Below are 17,265 nucleotides of genomic sequence, written 5' to 3' on the forward strand. Positions count from 1 at the left end.
AGGGACCGCCATGCAGTACGAAACCATCACCAACGACCTGACCGATGGCATCGCCACGATCACCCTGAACCGCCCCGACGTGATGAATGCCATGTCGACGCAGATGCGGGCCGAACTGGCCTTTGCCGTGCGCGAGGGCGGGCAGCAGGCCCGGGTCGTGGTGCTGACGGGCGCCGGGCGCGCCTTCTGCTCGGGCCAGGACCTGGGCGACGGCAGCAACGCCGCCAACATGGATCTCGAGCGGGTGCTGCGCGACGAATACGCGCCGCTTGTGCGCGCGATCCACGATTGCCCGGTGCCGACCATCGCCGCCGTCAACGGCGCCGCTGCCGGGGCCGGGGCCAACCTGGCGCTTGCCTGCGACATCGTGATCGCCACCGAAAGCGCCTATTTCCTGCAGGCCTTCGCGCGCATCGGCCTGATCCCCGACGCGGGCGGCACCTACACCATGCCGCGCGGCATGGGGCTGGCCAAGGCCATGGGCGCGGCGCTCTTTGCCGACAAGATCAGCGCCCGGCAGGCCGACGCCTGGGGCATGATCTGGGAAGCGGTCCCCGATGACGGGTTCGAGGTGCATTGGAAGGCTCGCGCGAAACACCTCGCCGCCGGTCCGACCGCGGCTTACGCGCATATCAAGACCGCGCTTCGCGCCAGCTTCCGCAACGATTTCGAAACCCAGATCGCGATGGAAGCGAAACTGCAGGGTCAGGCCGGACAGAGCCGCGACTTCAAGGAAGGCGTGCTGGCCTTCCTCGAAAAGCGCCCGGCTAGGTTCGAAGGCCGGTAACGTCCCTGCCGCGGTATTGGGCGCCTGCCTCTTTCCGCGGCAAATCGCTGGCCCCATCGCTTTCCCTTTGCGGACCCGCCTGCCATGGTCGGGGGATCAAGCGATGGGGACACCAATTTGCGACTCACCGTTTTCACCGATCTCGACGGGACACTGCTGGACCATGGCAGCTACAGCCACGCGCCCGCAGCCCCTGCGATCGCGGCCCTGAAGGCGCGCGGCGCGGCTATCGTGCTGGCCTCAAGCAAGACCGCGGCCGAGATCCTTCCGCTGCACGCCGAGCTGGGCCTGGGCGACGCGCCGATCATCGCCGAGAACGGCGCGGCGCTGGTGCGACCCGGTGAGGGCACCCCGGAGACTTCCGACTACACCCGCCTGCGCGCCGCGCTCGACGCTCTGCCGCCGGAGCTGCGCGCGCCGTTCCGCGGCTTTGGCGACATGAGCGCCGAGGAGGTCGCCGCCGACACCGGCCTGCCGCTTGCCAGCGCGACCCTCGCCAAAGAGCGGCTTTTCAGCGAACCCGGCCGCTGGTTGGGAACCGATGATCAACGAACGGCGTTCGCCGGCAGGCTTTCCGCGAAGGGCATCACCGCCCGCCACGGCGGCCGCTACCTGACCCTGTCGTTCGGCGGCACCAAGGCCAGCCAGATGGACGCCGTTACGCGCATGTTGCACCCTGACGTGACCATCGCGCTTGGTGACGCGCCGAACGACATCGAGATGCTCGAGGCCGCCGATTACGGCATCGTCATCCGCAACGACCACGGGCCCGGATTGCCCGCGCTGACCGGAGAGGCTTTGGGCCGCATCCGTCGCAGCACGGCCCCCGGACCGCAAGGCTGGGCCGAGGAAATCCTCGCCCTGATCGCGCAGTTGGAAAGACAGGAAGGCAGGCCCTGAGATGGCGGATTTTCACCAGAACGGCAATATCGCGCAGTTCCACAACCTGCGCCAGCGTGCCTTGGCCGAGCTGGATTACGAGCTCGAGACCTTCACCCAGACGCGCAAGATCTCTCTCATCCTGCCCAGCCTCTATTCCGAGCTCGAGCATCCGGCGCTGCAACATATCCTCGACGAGCTGAGCAAGGTCCGCTACCTGCACCGCGTCATCATCGGGCTCGACCAGGCGAACGAGGCGCAGTTCCGCCACGCCCGCGCCTACTTTGACCGGCTGCCGCAACAGCATGTGGTGCTCTGGAACGACAGCCCGCGCATGTTGGCGATCCAGGACCGGTTGATCGGTCTGGGCCTTGCCCCGCAGGAACCGGGCAAGGGCAAGAACGTCTGGGGCTGCATGGGCTACCTCATCGCCTGCGCCGACAGCGCGGTGATGGCGATCCACGATTGCGACATCACCACCTACGACAGCGAGATGCTGTCGCGCCTTGTCTACCCGGTCGCCAATCCCGATTTCAGCTACCAGCTGAGCAAGGGGTTCTACCCCCGCGTCGGCGGCGGCAAGTTGAACGGGCGGGTGACGCGGAACCTGGTCTCTCCGCTGCTGCTGGCGCTCAAGAAGGTGATCGGCGACCGCGATTACATCGACTACCTGCGCAGCTTCCGCTACCCGCTCTCGGGCGAGTTTGCCATGCGGACGGCCATGCTGCCCGACCTGCGCATCCCCTCGGACTGGGGACTGGAAATCGGCGTGTTGTCAGAGGCCTGGCGCAACCTCGGCCCCTCGGCCGTCTGCCAGGTCGAGATCGCGGATGCCTATGACCACAAGCACCAGGACCTCAGCCAGGAGGATTCAAACGCCGGGCTCAACCGCATGTCGACCGACATCTGCAAGGCGATCTACCGCAAGCTGGCCGCCGACGGCACGGTCTTCACGCCGAATGTCTTCCGCACGCTCAAGGCGACCTATTACCGGACCGCGTTGGACCTGCTGGACGCCTACTGGGCCGATGCGCGGATGAACGGGCTGTCCATCGACCGCCATGCCGAGGAACGCTCGATCGAGCTATTCGCCGAGAACATCGTGCGCGCGGGGCAGATCTTCATCGACCTGCCGCAGGAGACGCCCTTCATCCCGACCTGGAACCGGGTGCATTCGGCCGATCCAGACCTCTTGAACGATCTCAAGAAGGCCGTGGCCGAGGACCAGGAAGAATTCGCGTAAGGCCTAGGGAAGGTGGGGTGAAACCCCACCCTACGGCAAACGGGGTAGGGTGGGGTTTCACCCCACCTTGCGCACCGTCACTCGTCGATGCGGTTGGAAATCCAGCGGCACTGGTAGGGCGCCAGCGTGATCACCTCGGCATCCAAAGCGATGCTCTCGCCGGTCAGCAGGTCGACCCACTCCTCGTCCGCGATCAGGTTGATGCTCGAGGCGGGCAGTTCGATCGTGTCGGCGCTGACGTTGTGCAGGGCGAACAGCGACTGGTTCCGGTCGAGCGATTGCCGCCAGATGCCGAACACCCGGTCCTCGAGATGCAGCGTGAACTGCGTGCCGTTCGGATGCAGCGCCGATTGCTGACGCCGGATGCGCAGCCGCCGCGACAGCTCTTTCAGCACGCGGGCATTGTCGCTGTCCGGATCGGCCAGCCGGTCCTTCAGCGCCGGGTAATCCCAGCGGTGCCGGTTGATCGCCCGGTTCATCCCGCGCCGCGTCACCGCCTCGTGGTCGTTGCGCGTGGCCAGCATGGAATGGATGTAGAAGGCGGGGATACCTTCAAGCGACATGACGATGGTCTGCGAACAGATGAAGCGTTCGAAATGCCAGTCGTCGGTGCCGTTGAACGTGTGGCTCAGCGCCTCGTAATAGGAACAGTTCAGCTCATAGGGCGCCTCTCCGCCCGAGGGCAGGGCGCGCATCGACACCAGGCCCCCGGCCTCGCGCACCGTGGCGATCATCTGGTCTATCTCGTCCTGCGGCAGCAGCCCTTCGGCCGGGCGCATGCCGATCCCGTCATGGCTGGCGGTGAAGTTGAGATAGGCGCAGCCCAGCGGCGCGGGCGGCATGGCGCGTTGCCAGGCCAGCAGGCGGCGGGCCGAGCCCGACATCAGCGCATGCAGGATCAGCGGTGGCAGAGGGAAGTTGTAGACCGCGTGCGCCTCGTTCCGCTGGCCGAAATAGCTGAGGTTCTCGGCCTTGGGCACGTTGGTTTCGGTCAGCAGGATCACCGTCTCGGTCGCGTAATCGACCAACAGGCGCAGCAGTTGCACGATGGCATGGGTTTCGGGCAGGTGGATCGACTTGGTGCCGATCTCCTTCCAGACAAAGGCCACGGCATCCAGCCGGATGGTCCGCACCCCTTCGTCGATATGCAGCCGGATGATGCGCAGGATCTCGAGCAGCACCTCGGGATTCGAGAAATCCAGGTCGATCTGGTCGTGGCTGAAGGTGCACCAGACGTGCCGCGTGCCGTTCGAGGTCTCGACCTCCTGCAGCAGCGGCGTGGTGCGGGGGCGGACGACTTCGGACAGGTCGTCGGTCGGAGAAGCCTCGAAGAAGAACTTGTCATAGGGCGGCTGGCCCTGGCGATAGGCGTTGAACCAGACACCCTGGCTGCTGACATGGTTCAGCACGAGGTCGGACATCAGGTGGAACTGCTGGCCGATCCGCTCGATATCGGACCATTCGCCAAGCGAGGAATTGACCTTGGTGTAATCGGTGACCGCGAACCCGTCATCCGAGGTGAAGGGAAAGAACGGCAGGATGTGAACCCCGTTCACAACACCCTTAAGATGGGTCAGCAGGAAATCCAGCAGCACGTCCAGCGGCTTGTGCGCCCCGTCCATCAGCGTGTCGCCATAGGTGATGACGACGGCGTCCTTCTGGGACCACAGGTTGTTGCCCGGGGTGCGCGGCCGTTTGCGGCGATGCTTTCCCTCGGGCCAGAAGGCGTCGATCACCTGGGTGGCGAGGATGTCGCAATCGGTCTCGGGATAGATCTTGCGCAGCAGCTGCGACAGCCGGCTGCTGAACGAGAGGGACGTGGATGGCATTGTTCGCGCTCTTGCTTGCTGGACCGGTCGAAACCGGTTTCGGGGCCAGTAAACCAGCTTGGCCCGCCAAGGTCCAGCAGTCGCGCACGGCCCAACGCAAAGCCCCGCACGGCGCGGGCACGGTGCGGGGCTTTTCGGGCGGCGCCTGTCGGAGCGGCCCGTGCGGCGCGTCATTCCGGGAGTGCCGCGTCGCGCGGACGGGCAGCGTGAGTGATGGCCTTTCGGAAAGGGGGCAGGACGCGCGGGGCGGTCACTTGCCCGGTGCCCGGAATGGGGCGGCTGACTGGTCCCTCCTCTGGTGAAGGGGTGAAATGAGCATCCGCGATGAAAATGGCCGCGGTCAGTAATCCGTGCGGTGGTGGGCGCCGGGCCCGCCAAGTAACCCTTTCAGGATGCCACAGTATGGCCGTTCAGGCAATGGCGTAGCACGAAACGAAGTTCTGCAGGATCCGCTCGGGCCAGGTCACATCGGCTGCGCGGCACATGGCGATCAGGTCATCTGCCTCGTCGGGATGGAAATATCCCTTGTTGCGGTAACGCCGGATGCGGGTCTCGAAGACGGCAGCATCGGCCTCGGGGTGGAACTGGGTTGCATAGACGTTCCGGCCATGGCGCATGATCTGCACCGGGCAGGGGGCGGACCGCGCGATCAGGGTGCTGCCCTCGGGCATGACCTCCACCGCCTCCTTGTGGCCCACGAAGGCGTCGAAGCTGTCCGGCAGCCCGGCCATCAGCGGATCGGCACGGCCCTCGGGCGACAGCGTGCAGGTGACGGGGCCGACCGGCTCGCCATAGCGGCCCTGGCCAACATGGCCGCCCAGGTGATGGGCCAGGATGCCGAGCCCGTAGCAGCAGCCGAGATAGGGGATGTCGCGGGCGCAGATCTCGGGCATCAACGACAGGATCGTGGCCTCGATCCGCGCCTCGACCGGGTCCTTGCCCGCCGCGGGGTCGCTGACGCAGCCCGGGCCGCCGCCGACGATGACGCCGGCATAGTCGCCAAGGTCAAGGTCCCCCGGCAGCGGCTCGCAGTCCAGCCGAATGCGGCGGGTCTGCGCGGCCGTCATCCGACCTTTGTCGAGAAAGGCGGCATATTCGTCGTCCGAGGTATCCGCCTCGGGGCGCAATTGCAGGATCAGGAAAGGTTTCATGCCGGGTCCCCCACGTCTTGCCCCTGTCTTGGCGGCAAGGGGCACGGGGCGCAAGGCCCGGAGCCAATCAGCCGCAAGCGCCGGATTGAAAAACGCCCGCGAGGACAGCGCGGGCGTTCAACATGGAACCTTGTCGGCCTTGGCGGGTTGCCCTTACGAGCCCCACGAGCGGACGGAGCCGCAATCCATATGCACGAAATTCGAGCCGGAGTAGCGACCGACGCCGCCCCCGCGGCAGGACATAGCCGCCTTGGCCATCTGGTTGACCGAGCGCGAGTTAAGCCGGACGTCCGCGGCCTTGCCCTGCATGTGGAGCGAGTTCTTGGCCACGCCCGAGCTGCGCGCGCGCAGCATGTTGTTGGTCTGCGGGCTGCGATAGCCCGACACCAGCATGTAGGGTTCGGTCACGTCCATCAGGTTGTGGGCTGCGGCCAGGATGTCGATCGTGCGCAGGTCGATGAACTTGACCTGGTCGGTGCGCCAGTCGCGCATGAATTTGTGGACCTCGTCCACGGATTCCTTGATGTAGTCGCCTTCGACCCAGTAGATCATGTCGATCTTTTCGCCGGTGCGGCCCGAGTACATCTTGATCCGGCGGATGTCGCCGCCGCCGCGCAGGAAGCCTGCTGCATTGGTGTAGGTGGGAGCCGCCGTAACGGCCGTCGCTGCGAATGCGGCCATGAGGCCGCGGCGTGTGAACACGCCGGTGCGTTTGTCTGTCATGGTTAGCGCTGTCCCGTCGCTCTACCTGTTTCTCTGCCGCAACGTTGTGCGGACCTGCCATCTCATCCCCAGATGTGAGACTTCTATGCCACGAAGGGCCAAGCGGACCAAGGCCGGATTCGGGCAGGGGGGAAAAATCAAGAGATTTCGGCAGATTTTTGCTGAGAGGGCTGCGAAGCCCCTCTGGTGTGGCGGATTCTCCTCGTTTCCCCCTTTCCACGGGGGCGTGGTTGACGCATTCGGGTTTAAACTTCGGAACTTAAGTAAATGTGAATAGACTTCTCTGCCTGCTGTTTTGTGATAATGGGGCCGAGTTGTAACGATAGAAGAGGATCGACCACGCCATGCGCATGCTGCCGCTCTCCCGCCGGATCTCCGCCCTTGCACTGGGGGCCGCGGTCGCCTCGACGCTGGCCTTGGGGGCCGCGCCCGCGATGGCGCAGGGGGTGACGGCCTTCAAGCAGGCTGTGGCCGAGGCGGCCGCGCAGGACAAGGGCATCGCCGCCTATTACCAGGCCGCGAATTACGATGACCTCTGGACCGGCAACGACGACGGCGCGCGCCGCCGCGCGCTGCTCGAGGCGGTGGCCGATGCCGGCGCCCATGGCCTGCCCGCCGGGCGCTACGACCCCGCCGCGATCGAGGCGCTGCTGGCCAGCCCCAAGACCGCCCGCGACCGGGGCCGGGTCGAGGTCGAGATGTCGAAGCTGTTCCTGCAGTACGCCCGCGACATCCAGACCGGCGTGCTCGAGCCCAAGCGCATCGACAGCGGCATCGTCAGGGCGATTCCCTACCGCGACCGCGCCTCGCTGCTGGCGGCGGTGGGCAAGTCGACGCCCAAGGCCTTCTTCCGCGCGCTGCCGCCGAAGACCGGCGAATATGCCCGGCTGATGAAGGAAAAGATGCGGCTGGAAAAGCTGCTGGCGCAGGGCGGCTGGGGCCAGTCCGTGCCGGGCAGCAAGCTTGAGCCCGGCGCGCAGGGCGCGGGCGTCGTGGCACTGCGCAACCGGCTGGTGGCCATGGGCTACATGGCGCCTTCGGCCAGCCAGTCCTATGACGCGGCCATGCAGCAGGCGGTGCAGCAGTTCCAGGTCGACCATGGGCTGAGCCCGGACGGCGTCGCCGGCAGCGGCACCCTGGCCGAGATCAACGTGCCGGTCGAACGCCGGTTGCAGTCGATCCTGGTCGCGATGGAGCGCGAGCGCTGGACGAACATTCCGCGCGGCGACCGCCATGTGCTGGTCAATCTCACGGATTTCTCGGCCAAGATCGTCGATTTCGACAAGGTCACCTTCGAGACCCGCTCGGTCATCGGGGCCGACAGCTCGGACCGGCGCAGCCCGGAGTTTTCCGACGTGATGGAGCACATGGTCATCAACCCGACCTGGAACGTGCCGCGCTCGATCGCCGTCAAGGAGTACCTGCCGATGATGAAGCGGAACCCGAACGCGGCGGGGCACCTGAACCTCTATGATGCGCGCGGCCGCCAGGTCAGCCGCAGCAGCATCAACTTCAACGCCTACACGGAACGCACCTTCCCCTACAACATCAAGCAGCCGCCGTCGGACGGCAACGCGCTGGGGCTGGTCAAGTTCATGTTCCCGAACAAGTACAACATCTACCTGCACGACACGCCATCCAAGAGCCTGTTCGAGCGCGAGACCCGCGCCTTCAGCCACGGCTGCATCCGGCTGCAACAGCCCTTCGACTTTGCCTATGCGCTGCTGGCGGTGCAGACCGATGACCCGAAGGGCCTGTTCCACAGCAAGCTGAATACCGGGCGCGAGACGGTGGTGCCGCTGGACCAGCCGATCCCGGTGCACCTGATCTACCGCACGGCCTTCACCCAGGCGAAGGGCAACACCAACTATCGCCGCGACGTCTACGGCCGTGACGCCAAGATCTGGAACGCGCTGTCGGCGGCCGGGGTTACGTTGCGCGCCGTTCAGGGCTAAACCGGGCCCCGAGACGAACGGGGGCCAGAGATGGATCATTCGATTTCCGAGATCGCGGCGGCGCTGGGGGCGAAGGCCCTTGGCGCCGTAGATATTCGTGTGAGCGGCGTGGCCGAGCCGGCGATGGCTGGCCCCGAGCACCTGGCCATGGCGATGAAGCCGGCCTTTGCCGAGCAATTGAGCGCCGGCCGCGCCCGCGCCGCCATGCTGTGGGAAGGCGCGGATTGGCAGGCCATGGGCCTCGAGGCGGCGATCACCGCGCCGCGCCCGCGCTTTGCCATGGCCGGGCTCAGCGCCATGATGGACCGGGGGCAGGGCTACAAGCCCGGCATCAGCCCGGCCGCGCTGATCGACCCCCATGCGCAGATCGGCCGCAACGTGACCGTGGGCGCGCTGGCCGTGATCTCGGCCGGGGCGGTGATCGGCGACGGATCGGTCATCGGCCCGCAATGTTTCATCGGCTGCGACGCGGTGCTGGGCGAAAACGCCTACCTGCGTGAAGGCGTGCGGATCGGCGCGCGGGTGCGCATCGGCGCCCGCTTCATCGCGCAGCCCGGCGCGGTGATCGGCGGCGACGGGTTCAGCTTTGTCACGCCCGAGGAATCGGCGGTCGAGCGCGTGCGCGACACGCTGGGTGACGCGGGCGAGGCCAAGGGCCAGAGCTATGCGCGGATCCATTCGCTGGGCAGCGTGACGATTGGTGACGACGTCGAGATCGGTGCCAATTCCTGCATCGACTGCGGCACCGTGCGCGACACGGCGGTGGGCAACGGGGTCAAGATCGACAACCTCGCCCAGATCGGCCACAACGTGGTGATCGGCAACGACGTGCTGGTCTGCGCGCAGGTCGGCATCGCGGGCTCGTCGCGCATCGGCAACAACGTGGTGCTGGGCGGTCAGACCGGGGTCAGCGACAACGTCTTTGTCGGCGACAACGCCATCACCGGGGGCGCGACCAAGGTGCTGGCCAACGTGCCCGCCGGCCGTGTCATGCTGGGCTACCCGGCGATGAAGATGGACAGCCATATCGAGGTCTACAAGGCCCTGCGCAAGCTGCCGCGCCTGCTGCGCGATGTCGCCGCCCTCAAGAAAGCGGTTTCCAACGGGGACGCGACCGAGTAATCCCCGGGCAGTACAGGGCAGGCAGGAGATCGTGCCATGAACGTCAAGGACAAGGTCATCGGAATCATCGCCGAACAGGCCGTGCTGGACCCGTCGGACGTGACGCTGGACAGCACGCTGGAAGATCTCGGCATCGACAGCCTGGGGCTGGTCGAGAGCATTTTTGCCATCGAGGAAGCCTTTGACATCCAGGTCCCGTTCAACGCCAACGCTCCGCAGGAAAGCGATTTCGACATCTCGTCCGTGGCGAAGATCGTCGAGGGGGTCGAGCGGCTGGTCGCAGAGCAGAAGGTCTGACCGGCGCAGGGGAGGGCGCGCCCGATGCGTGAGATGAAACGGGTGGTGATCACAGGCGCAGGCACGGTCAACGCGCTTGGGCGCAACGTGCCGGATACGCTGGAAGCGATGCGCGAGGGGCGCTGCGGGATCGGCGAGCTCGACATTCCCGATATCGACCGGCTGTCGGTCAAGATCGGTGCGCAGGTCAAGGGCTTTACCGCCGAGAACCATTTCAACCGACAGCAGATGTCGCTGTACGACCGGTTCACGCAGTTCACCCTGCTGTCGGCGCGCGAGGCGATCGCGCAGTCGGGGCTGGAGTTTGCCGGCGAGCTGGCCGCGCGCTCGGGCGTGGTGCTGGGCAATTCGGGCGGCGGGATGACCACGCTCGACGAAAATTACCGCTCGGTCTACGAGGAGGGGAAGAACCGCGTTCATCCCTTCGTCGTGCCGAAGCTGATGAACAATGCCGCGGCCAGCCATGTGAGCATGGAGTTCAACCTCAAGGGCCCCGCCTTTACCGTCGCTTCGGCCTGCGCCTCGTCGAACCACGCCATGGCGCAGGCCTTCCAGATGGTCCATGGCGGCATGGCGCCGGTCATGGTCACGGGCGGGTCGGAATCCATGCTGTGTTTCGGCGGGGTGAAGGCCTGGGAAGGGCTGCGGGTCATGTCGAAAGACGCCTGCCGGCCCTTCAGCGCCAACCGCAACGGCATGGTGCAGGGCGAGGGGGCGGGTGTCTTCGTCTTCGAGGATTACGACCACGCCCGCGCGCGCGGTGCCGAGATCCTGGCCGAGGTGGCGGGGTTTGCCATGTCCTCGGACGCCTCGGACATCGTCATGCCGTCGAAACAGGGCGCGGCCCGGGCCATCGCCGGCGCACTGGCTGATGCGCGGATCGACCGGTCGGAAGTGCAGTATATCAACGCCCATGGCACCGGCACCGCGGCCAATGACAAGACCGAATGCGCGGCCGTGGCCGATGTCTTCGGACCTTACGCGGATTCGCTGATGATCTCGTCGACCAAGTCGATGCATGGCCACCTGATCGGCGGCACCGGCGCGGTCGAGCTGCTGGCCTGCATCATGGCCCTGCGCGACGGCATCGTCGCCCCGACCATCGGCTACGAGGAGCCGGACCCGGAATGCGCGCTCGACGTGGTGCCGAACCAGGCGCGCGAGGCCAAGGTTTCGGTCGCGCTGAGCAACGCCTTTGCCTTCGGCGGGCTCAACGCGGTACTGGCGCTGCGCAAGGTCTGAACGTGATCCGGATGAGTGCTGCGCACGCTTGATTATTAAGGGTTAAGGGGGGCGATGCCCCCCTCGGCCTGCGGCCTCACCCCCCAAGGTATTTGGAAAACAATGAAGTCAGGGGGCCGGGTTCTCTGCCCGCCAGGCGGCCCAGGCTTCCGGCGTGTCGAGATCGCGGGTGGCGTGCGTGCCGGGCAGGGCGGTGTGGTGGATCTTTGCGCATTGCATCAGGGGCTTGGCGCCCTGGTCGCCGGTGAGGCCGGCGAATTCTGCGAAGAGATGTGCGGGGAAGATCACCGGGTGGCCGGGGGTACCGTCGGCAGCCGTGGCCTGGTGGATATGGTCCGGGGCCTTGGCGTGGGCGGTAAGCAGGGTGTCCAAGTCATCGGTCGTGAGGTCAGGCAGGTCAGGCAGCAGGACCATCAGGGCCGTCGGGCGGGGCGTCATCGCCCGCGCGTGCCGCGCGCCGGCGCGGAGCGAAGCGGCCAACCCCTCGGCGGCGTCCGGGATGAGGGCGGTCGCCGCTCCCGGAGGCAGAGCGGTGGCGCGGGCCGGGAAATCACTGTTGAGCGTGACGAGAACCTGCGCGCCGGTCGCCAGCGCCCGCGCAACCTGGCGGGCCAGGAGGGGCGTGTCGCCGACCCGCTCCATCAGCTTGTCGGTGCCGCCCATGCGCGAAGATCGACCGGCGGCGGGGATCAGGATCAGGATCTGCTCATTCATGCGGCAGAGATGCGCGCGCGTTGAGGCCGAGGTCAAGTCGGGACTTGACATATTGCAATAGTGGAATATGTAGGGATCAACGCCGACGCGGCCACCGCGCCGGGAGCGACTCAGGCAAAGGAAACGTCCCATGTTCGCCTTCATGAAACAAAACGCCGGCCAGCCCGGACTCTCTGCCCGCGATATCGTGGCGAAAGCCGAAGCGGGGGATATCACCGTTATCGATGTGCGCGACCCGATGGAAGTGCAGATGTCCGGCATGGCCGAAGGTGCGATCAACATCCCGCTCGCCGTGCTGAACTTCCAGACCGACCCGCGGCACCCCGACTTCCACGACGCGCTGGATTGCGCCAAGCCGGTCGCGCTGTACTGCGCCTCGGGCGGGCGGTCGTCCATGGCGGCCCAGGTGATGGAGCGCAACGGCTTTGCCGAGGTGCACAACATCGGCGGGCTCGCGCATTGGGCGCAGGCCGGGGGCAAGATCGCGCGCTGAGCGCTGCCGCTGCAGGACATCACGAGGCCGGGCCAGGTGCCCGGCCTTTTGCTTTGCCGCGATCCTTGTATCACAGCGACAGCACATGCCGCTTTCCGGCATTTGACGCCCCGCGATCCGGGACAGTCTGAGGGCCAGGCACAGGAGAGCGGATCATGCGGACAGAGGCACAGGCGGTCGTCATCGGAGGCGGGGTGATCGGCTGTTCGATCCTTTACCACCTGGCCAAGCTGGGGTGGTCCGAGGTTGTGCTGCTGGAACGGGACGAATTGACCAGCGGCTCGACCTGGCACGCGGCCGCGAATATCCACGGTTTGCACGATTCGACGAACATCAGCCGGATCCAGCACTACACCATGCAGCTTTACAAGGACCTCGAGGCCGAGACCGGGCAGGGCTGCGGGGTGTTCCAGCCCGGCTCACTCTACCTTGCGCAGACCGAGGCGCGGGAACACCAGCTGCGGCTGCAGGCTGCCAAGGCCAGGCTCTACGGTATGAATTTCCACGAGGTCAGCCGGGACGAGGCCGAGCGGCTGCACCCGCTGGTAGATTTCAGTGGCATCCGCTGCATCATGTTCGAACCCGATGGCGGCAATGTCGACCCCTCGGGCGTGACGCAGGCCTATGCCGCCGGTGCGCGGGCGCGGGGGGCCGAGATCCACCGTTTCACCCCCGTCACGGCGACCGAGGCGCAGCCCGACGGCAGCTGGATCGTGCGCACGCCCAAGGGCGACATCCGCACGCCCTGGGTGGTCAACGCAGCGGGCCTTTGGGGGCGCGAGGTGGCGGCGCTGGCTGGGATCGCGCTGCCGCTCATGCCGACCGAGCACCAGTATTTCGTCACCGAAACCATTGCCGAGATCGCGGGTCTGGACCGCCGCCTGCCCTCGGTCGCGGACCGCGATGGCGAATACTACCTGCGCCAGGAAGGCCAGGGCCTGCTGATCGGCGCCTATGAGCGCAGCATGCGGTTCTGGGCCGAGGAGGGCACGCCGCAGGGCTTTGGCCACGAGCTTTTTGCCGACGATCTCGAGCGGATCGAGGAAAACGTGCTGCGCGCCATCGAAAGGGTGCCGGCGGTGGGCGCAGCGGGCATCAAGCGGGTGATCAACGGGCCGATGATCTGGTCGCCCGATGCCAACGTGCTGATGGGGCCTGTGCCCGAGAAACGCGGCTATTTCTGCTGCAACGGGATCATCCCGGGCTTCAGCCAGTCGGGCGGCATGGGGCTGATGGCCGCGCAATGGATCATCGAGGGCGAGATGCAATACGACCTCTTTGCCTGGGACATGGCGCGGTTCGGCGACTGGGCAGACAAGGCGTTCACCAAGGCGAAGGTCGAAGAGGTCTACACCCACCGCTTTGCCATCCATTTCCCGAACGAAGAGCGGCCGGCAGGACGCCCCGCGCGCATGCGGCCGATCTACGAGACGCAAGTCGGGATGGGCGCGGTGATGGGGCTGAACGCGGGCTGGGAACATCCCTTGTACTTTGGCGCGCCGGGGGCGGAGGACACCGCCGGTTTCACCCGCCAGCCCTGGTGGGACATCGTCGGCGCCGAGGCGCGGGCGACGCGCGAGCGGGGCGGGATCATCGACATCTCGAACTTTGCCAAGACCCGCGTGACCGGACCGGGAGCCGAGGCCTGGCTGAACGCCCTGCTGGCGAACCGGATGCCGATACGGGACGGGCGCATGTGCCTGGCACCGCTGATCGGGGTGCGCGGCGGGATCGCGGGGGATTTCACGGCCCTGCGGCTGGGGGCCGAGGAGTATATGCTCTTTGGTTCGGGCATGGCCGAGCGCTATCACAAGCGGTTTTTCGACGCGGTTTCACTGCCCGAGGGAACGCATGTGGTCAGCGAAACGACGGCGCTGTGCGGTCTCTCGGTCGCCGGGCCGTTGGCGCGCGAGATGCTGTCGGGGCTGACCGACGCGGACCTGTCGAACGCGGCCTTCCCGTTCTTCACCGCGCAGCGGATTTCGGTTGGCGGCACCTCTTGCCTCGCGCTGCGGGTCTCGTTTACCGGCGACCTGGGGTGGGAACTGTACTGCGCCGAGGCCGACCAGCCTGCGCTTTATGCGGCGCTGCTGGAGGCGGGCAAGGCACACGGGATCGGGCCGGTGGGCAGCCGTGCGCTGATGTCGTTGCGGCTGGAAAAGGGCTATGGCTCATGGGGCCGCGAATTCGGGCCCGAGGCCTGGCCGCAGGAGGTCGGGCTGGCGCATTTGTGCAAGATGGACAAGGACTTCCTGAACCGGGGCGCACTGGCGGGCGTGCGGGACAAGGCGCCGCGCGAACGGATGGTCCTGATGGCGCTCAGCGAACATGACACGACCCTGTCGCAGGCCGATGCCACCGGGGGCGAGCCGGTGTTCTGCGGCGAACGGGGTGTCGGGCGCGTCACCTCGGGCGGGTATGGCTATGGCGTCGGCATGAGCCTGGCGATGGGGTTTGTCGCGGCGGATGTGCGGGACGATGCCGAGGTCGACGTCATGGTGTTGGGCCAGCCGCACCGGGCGCGGATCCTGGCGCAACCGCCCTTCGATCCGGATGGCACGCGGTTGAGGGGCTGAGCGCAGCCCTCGTCACGCCTGGTGGCCTGCCTCGGCACCGACCTGGCCGCCGATCAGCGCGGGCAAGTCCCGCGCTCCGGATCAGGCGGGGCCGAACCGCTGCACCGGCAGATCGTTGCAGAACACCGTCACCAGCCCTGCGTTCTCGATCGCGCTGAACCCGCGCCGGGAGAGATCGGCCAGGAAGACCTGCCAGCCCACGATCGCCTCGATGTCGTGGCTCGAGCAGGTGACCTGCTGCCCGGCCCGCGCGGCACGGCTGGCATAGAGGTCGGACAGCCAGCGGTCGGCCGCCTGCTTGTCCGGGGTATAGCGAAGAGGCGACGTCAGGCTCATGCGCGAGACACTGCCACGGTGTCGTTAACGATTTCTCAATTCCCCTGCGTAGGGTGCAAGGCGCGGTAATGCGCCAGCACGTGCACGCGGATCGCCGAGGCCAGCCCGCAGTCCACGCCGCGGGCCTCGTCGATCTCGGCGGCGAGGCCGTTCAGCGTCTTGCCTTCGGCCTCGGCGATCTCGCGGAAGGCGCGCCAGAAGGCCTCCTCGAGCGAGACGCTGGTGCGGTGGCCATGCAGGGTCAGCGAGCGCTTGACCGGGCGGCCGTTCACGGCTTGTCCCCTTCGTCCGGCGCATCGCGGCGATGGCCGTCGAGATGGCGCTCCTGGCTGTCGGTCTCCTGCTTCTGGCGCTGCTTTTCGCCCTTGGTCCGGCCGAAGGCGGCGGCATTGGCATCGCCCTGCGCGCGTTTCGCGTCGCGGGCCTTTTGCTTGCGCACCTGGTTGAGGTTGATGACCTTGCTCATGGCCGCAGGATAGCCCAACTGCGCCGCCATGGAAAGTCAGGCCATGGCAAGGATCGGCCCCTCGAGCAGGTCAAGCAGACGGCCGAAATACCCCTCGGACCGGGCCGGCAGCGTCGGGTCGGAACTGATCGCGACCGCCAGTCCCCGCGCCTGGTGAAAGGCAATGACCTGCCCGCCATATCCGCGCCCCATGGCAAAGCCCGACCGGGTGAGGAACCAGCCGTAACCGTAGTCCATCCCCGACCAGGGCGACCGGGACCGACCACGCAGCGAGGCGGTCACCCATTCCGCGGGCACCACCTCGCGGCCGTCATGGCGACCGCCGTCGCGCATCATCCGCGCGACCCGCAGCATGGCGCGGGGCGTCAGCGCCATTTCGTTCCCGCCCAGGTAATAGCCCTGCGGATCGCGGGTCCAGGCCGGGATCTCGATCCCCAGCGGATCGCCCAGACCGCTGCGGGCAAGGCGCAGCAGGCTCTGGCCCGTCGCCTCGGCCAGCGCGGCGCCCAGCACATGGGTCGAGCCGGTGGAATAGAGCATCCGCCCGCCCGGCTCGGCCACCATGGGCCGGGCCAGCGCATCGGCCACCCAGTTGCGCGAGCTGACCCAGGCGCCGTAATTCCCGCCCGAGGTCCGTTCGAGCCCGGCGCGCAGGGTCACGAGGTCTTCCATCGTGATCCCGGCGACCTGCGGATCGGCTCCGGACGGGATCAGCCCCGGCGCGACCTCGCCCAGCGGCGCCTCGACGCCATCGATGGCGCCGGAGGCGATGGCCTGGCCCAGCATCAATGCGACCAGGCTTTTCGAGCAGGACTTGATGTTGGTCAGCCGGTCCAGCCCGCCGCCGCGCGGCGCCTCGGCGATCAGCATCCGGTCGGCTTGCAGGACCTGCAAGGAATGCAACTGCTCCTCGGTCTCGAGCACTTGGGTCAGGGGCGACAGATCCTGCGCCCGGGCGGGGCTGAGGAACGGCAGGGCCAGCGCGCTGGCAAGAAGGGTGCGGCGTTTCATGCCCCGAAGGTGATCCGCCGGGCCGTCGCAGGCAAGCGCGGGCGGATCACAAGCCGGTGGGTCAGAAAAGCGCCGCGCGCCAAGGCCATGAAAGAATTGCGCGATTCGGGGTTTCGCGCTATGCGGGACGGGCATCAGATCGCCGGGTCCACGGCGCTGATTACCGAAAGTCACACATATGACACTGGCTTCCTTCGCTGCTTTCGAGCAACCGTTGAAGTGGGTCGCCTTCGTGCTGGGCCTTTGTTCCACGATCTGCGTGGTGCAGGGCTGGCACCTGGGCGCCATGCTGTTCAGCCTGCCGTTCTGCCTGATCTGGATCTATTGCGGCTGGCTGCGGACCGAGCGGCAGCTCAAGTACATCAACATCCTGTTCTCGGTCTTCTACGTCTACGGCATCGCCCGGTATGTCCTGGTCGAGGTCTGACCGGCGCGCCGCTT

18 protein-coding genes are annotated in these 17,265 nt (G+C 66.8%); 10 read left to right on the forward strand and 8 right to left on the reverse strand.

Annotated features, from left to right (window positions below; all coding sequences use genetic code 11):
• The first annotated feature begins 10 nt into the window (after window positions 1-10).
• The 3 genes from MF270_RS08210 to MF270_RS08220 all read left to right on the forward strand — a co-directional run bounded on the left by MF270_RS08210 (window position 11) and on the right by MF270_RS08220 (window position 2,909).
• Window positions 11-787 (forward strand): enoyl-CoA hydratase-related protein, encoded by a 777-nt coding sequence (locus MF270_RS08210; RefSeq protein ID WP_238365394.1) that lies wholly within the window; start codon window positions 11-13, stop codon window positions 785-787.
• 84 nt (window positions 788-871) lie between these two features.
• Complete coding sequence (locus MF270_RS08215) at window positions 872-1,687, forward strand: HAD-IIB family hydrolase (protein WP_238365395.1); 816 nt, start codon at window positions 872-874, stop codon at window positions 1,685-1,687.
• A gap of 1 nt (window position 1,688) precedes the next feature.
• Window positions 1,689-2,909 (forward strand): glycosyltransferase family protein, encoded by a 1,221-nt coding sequence (locus MF270_RS08220; RefSeq protein ID WP_238365396.1) that lies wholly within the window; start codon window positions 1,689-1,691, stop codon window positions 2,907-2,909.
• A gap of 77 nt (window positions 2,910-2,986) precedes the next feature.
• Here the strand turns inward: MF270_RS08220 and MF270_RS08225 are convergent, their stop codons facing one another.
• The 3 genes from MF270_RS08225 to mepK all read right to left on the reverse strand — a co-directional run bounded on the left by MF270_RS08225 (window position 2,987) and on the right by mepK (window position 6,612).
• Window positions 2,987-4,738, reverse strand: coding sequence for a sugar phosphorylase (locus tag MF270_RS08225; RefSeq protein ID WP_238365397.1), 1,752 nt, complete (start codon window positions 4,736-4,738; stop codon window positions 2,987-2,989).
• A gap of 410 nt (window positions 4,739-5,148) precedes the next feature.
• Window positions 5,149-5,889 (reverse strand): glutamine amidotransferase, encoded by a 741-nt coding sequence (locus tag MF270_RS08230; protein WP_238365398.1) that lies wholly within the window; start codon window positions 5,887-5,889, stop codon window positions 5,149-5,151.
• Between the two features lie 153 nt (window positions 5,890-6,042).
• Window positions 6,043-6,612 (reverse strand): peptidoglycan L,D-endopeptidase MepK, encoded by a 570-nt coding sequence (mepK, locus tag MF270_RS08235; RefSeq protein ID WP_238365399.1) that lies wholly within the window; start codon window positions 6,610-6,612, stop codon window positions 6,043-6,045.
• A gap of 350 nt (window positions 6,613-6,962) precedes the next feature.
• Between mepK and MF270_RS08240 the strand changes: the two genes are divergently transcribed.
• Genes MF270_RS08240 through MF270_RS08255 form a run of 4 tightly spaced genes read left to right on the forward strand, consistent with a single transcriptional unit; the run spans window position 6,963 to window position 11,228 of the window.
• Entirely contained in the window at window positions 6,963-8,567 is a 1,605-nt protein-coding gene (locus tag MF270_RS08240; protein ID WP_418887868.1) for a L,D-transpeptidase family protein, read from the forward strand.
• 30 nt (window positions 8,568-8,597) lie between these two features.
• Window positions 8,598-9,689, forward strand: a complete 1,092-nt coding sequence (gene lpxD, locus MF270_RS08245) for a UDP-3-O-(3-hydroxymyristoyl)glucosamine N-acyltransferase (protein WP_238365400.1) — start codon at window positions 8,598-8,600, stop codon at window positions 9,687-9,689.
• 36 nt (window positions 9,690-9,725) lie between these two features.
• A complete protein-coding gene (locus MF270_RS08250; protein ID WP_238365401.1) occupies window positions 9,726-9,986 on the forward strand; it encodes an acyl carrier protein in 261 nt (86 codons plus the stop codon).
• 33 nt (window positions 9,987-10,019) lie between these two features.
• Window positions 10,020-11,228, forward strand: a complete 1,209-nt coding sequence (locus tag MF270_RS08255) for a beta-ketoacyl-[acyl-carrier-protein] synthase family protein (protein WP_238365522.1) — start codon at window positions 10,020-10,022, stop codon at window positions 11,226-11,228.
• Window positions 11,229-11,336: 108 nt separating this feature from the next.
• On the opposite strand, the gene MF270_RS08260 is transcribed toward MF270_RS08255, so the two are convergent.
• Complete coding sequence (locus MF270_RS08260; protein WP_238365402.1) at window positions 11,337-11,942, reverse strand: nucleotidyltransferase family protein; 606 nt, start codon at window positions 11,940-11,942, stop codon at window positions 11,337-11,339.
• Window positions 11,943-12,084: 142 nt separating this feature from the next.
• Between MF270_RS08260 and MF270_RS08265 the strand changes: the two genes are divergently transcribed.
• Together MF270_RS08265 and MF270_RS08270 are read left to right on the forward strand one after the other, a co-directional pair.
• Complete coding sequence (locus tag MF270_RS08265; RefSeq protein ID WP_238365403.1) at window positions 12,085-12,435, forward strand: rhodanese-like domain-containing protein; 351 nt, start codon at window positions 12,085-12,087, stop codon at window positions 12,433-12,435.
• Between the two features lie 155 nt (window positions 12,436-12,590).
• The gene (locus MF270_RS08270; protein WP_238365404.1) at window positions 12,591-15,011 is read left to right on the forward strand and encodes a GcvT family protein; all 2,421 of its coding nucleotides are present in this window, start codon (window positions 12,591-12,593) and stop codon (window positions 15,009-15,011) included.
• Window positions 15,012-15,092: 81 nt separating this feature from the next.
• On the opposite strand, the gene MF270_RS08275 is transcribed toward MF270_RS08270, so the two are convergent.
• The 4 genes from MF270_RS08275 to MF270_RS08290 are packed head-to-tail and all read right to left on the reverse strand — an operon-like array spanning window position 15,093 to window position 16,824.
• On the reverse strand, window positions 15,093-15,347 hold the full coding sequence (locus MF270_RS08275; protein WP_238365405.1) for an N-(5'-phosphoribosyl)anthranilate isomerase: 255 nt from the start codon (window positions 15,345-15,347) through the stop codon (window positions 15,093-15,095).
• Window positions 15,348-15,382: 35 nt separating this feature from the next.
• Window positions 15,383-15,619, reverse strand: coding sequence for a ribbon-helix-helix domain-containing protein (locus MF270_RS08280; RefSeq protein WP_238365406.1), 237 nt, complete (start codon window positions 15,617-15,619; stop codon window positions 15,383-15,385).
• Window positions 15,616-15,813 carry a DUF4169 family protein gene (locus MF270_RS08285; protein WP_238365407.1) on the reverse strand — a complete coding sequence of 66 codons (198 nt, stop codon included), beginning with the start codon at window positions 15,811-15,813 and terminating at the stop codon, window positions 15,616-15,618. The genes MF270_RS08280 and MF270_RS08285 overlap by 4 nt, the downstream gene beginning before the upstream one ends.
• A 36-nt stretch (window positions 15,814-15,849) precedes the next feature.
• Window positions 15,850-16,824, reverse strand: a complete 975-nt coding sequence (locus tag MF270_RS08290; RefSeq protein WP_238365408.1) for a serine hydrolase domain-containing protein — start codon at window positions 16,822-16,824, stop codon at window positions 15,850-15,852.
• Between the two features lie 214 nt (window positions 16,825-17,038).
• On the opposite strand from MF270_RS08290, the gene MF270_RS08295 reads away from it, so the two are divergent.
• Entirely contained in the window at window positions 17,039-17,251 is a 213-nt protein-coding gene (locus MF270_RS08295; protein ID WP_238365409.1) for a peptidase, read from the forward strand.
• Window positions 17,252-17,265: the final 14 nt, after the last annotated feature.

Origin of the sequence: Mesobacterium pallidum, assembly GCF_019966535.1 — a bacterium.
GTDB lineage: Bacteria > Pseudomonadota > Alphaproteobacteria > Rhodobacterales > Rhodobacteraceae > Mesobacterium > Mesobacterium pallidum.

What these genes read in the sequence shown, in the direction of transcription:
- MF270_RS08210 (WP_238365394.1), top strand. Translation starts at nt 11, where the DNA reads ATGCAGTACGAAACCATCACCAACGACCTGACCGATGGCATCGCCACG.
- MF270_RS08215 (WP_238365395.1), top strand. Translation starts at nt 872, where the DNA reads ATGGTCGGGGGATCAAGCGATGGGGACACCAATTTGCGACTCACCGTT.
- MF270_RS08220 (WP_238365396.1), top strand. Translation starts at nt 1,689, where the DNA reads ATGGCGGATTTTCACCAGAACGGCAATATCGCGCAGTTCCACAACCTG.
- MF270_RS08225 (WP_238365397.1), bottom strand. Translation starts at nt 4,738, where the DNA reads ATGCCATCCACGTCCCTCTCGTTCAGCAGCCGGCTGTCGCAGCTGCTG.
- MF270_RS08230 (WP_238365398.1), bottom strand. Translation starts at nt 5,889, where the DNA reads ATGAAACCTTTCCTGATCCTGCAATTGCGCCCCGAGGCGGATACCTCG.
- mepK (WP_238365399.1), bottom strand. Translation starts at nt 6,612, where the DNA reads ATGACAGACAAACGCACCGGCGTGTTCACACGCCGCGGCCTCATGGCC.
- MF270_RS08240 (WP_418887868.1), top strand. Translation starts at nt 6,963, where the DNA reads ATGCTGCCGCTCTCCCGCCGGATCTCCGCCCTTGCACTGGGGGCCGCG.
- lpxD (WP_238365400.1), top strand. Translation starts at nt 8,598, where the DNA reads ATGGATCATTCGATTTCCGAGATCGCGGCGGCGCTGGGGGCGAAGGCC.
- MF270_RS08250 (WP_238365401.1), top strand. Translation starts at nt 9,726, where the DNA reads ATGAACGTCAAGGACAAGGTCATCGGAATCATCGCCGAACAGGCCGTG.
- MF270_RS08255 (WP_238365522.1), top strand. Translation starts at nt 10,020, where the DNA reads ATGAAACGGGTGGTGATCACAGGCGCAGGCACGGTCAACGCGCTTGGG.
- MF270_RS08260 (WP_238365402.1), bottom strand. Translation starts at nt 11,942, where the DNA reads ATGAATGAGCAGATCCTGATCCTGATCCCCGCCGCCGGTCGATCTTCG.
- MF270_RS08265 (WP_238365403.1), top strand. Translation starts at nt 12,085, where the DNA reads ATGAAACAAAACGCCGGCCAGCCCGGACTCTCTGCCCGCGATATCGTG.
- MF270_RS08270 (WP_238365404.1), top strand. Translation starts at nt 12,591, where the DNA reads ATGCGGACAGAGGCACAGGCGGTCGTCATCGGAGGCGGGGTGATCGGC.
- MF270_RS08275 (WP_238365405.1), bottom strand. Translation starts at nt 15,347, where the DNA reads ATGAGCCTGACGTCGCCTCTTCGCTATACCCCGGACAAGCAGGCGGCC.
- MF270_RS08285 (WP_238365407.1), bottom strand. Translation starts at nt 15,813, where the DNA reads ATGAGCAAGGTCATCAACCTCAACCAGGTGCGCAAGCAAAAGGCCCGC.
- MF270_RS08290 (WP_238365408.1), bottom strand. Translation starts at nt 16,824, where the DNA reads ATGAAACGCCGCACCCTTCTTGCCAGCGCGCTGGCCCTGCCGTTCCTC.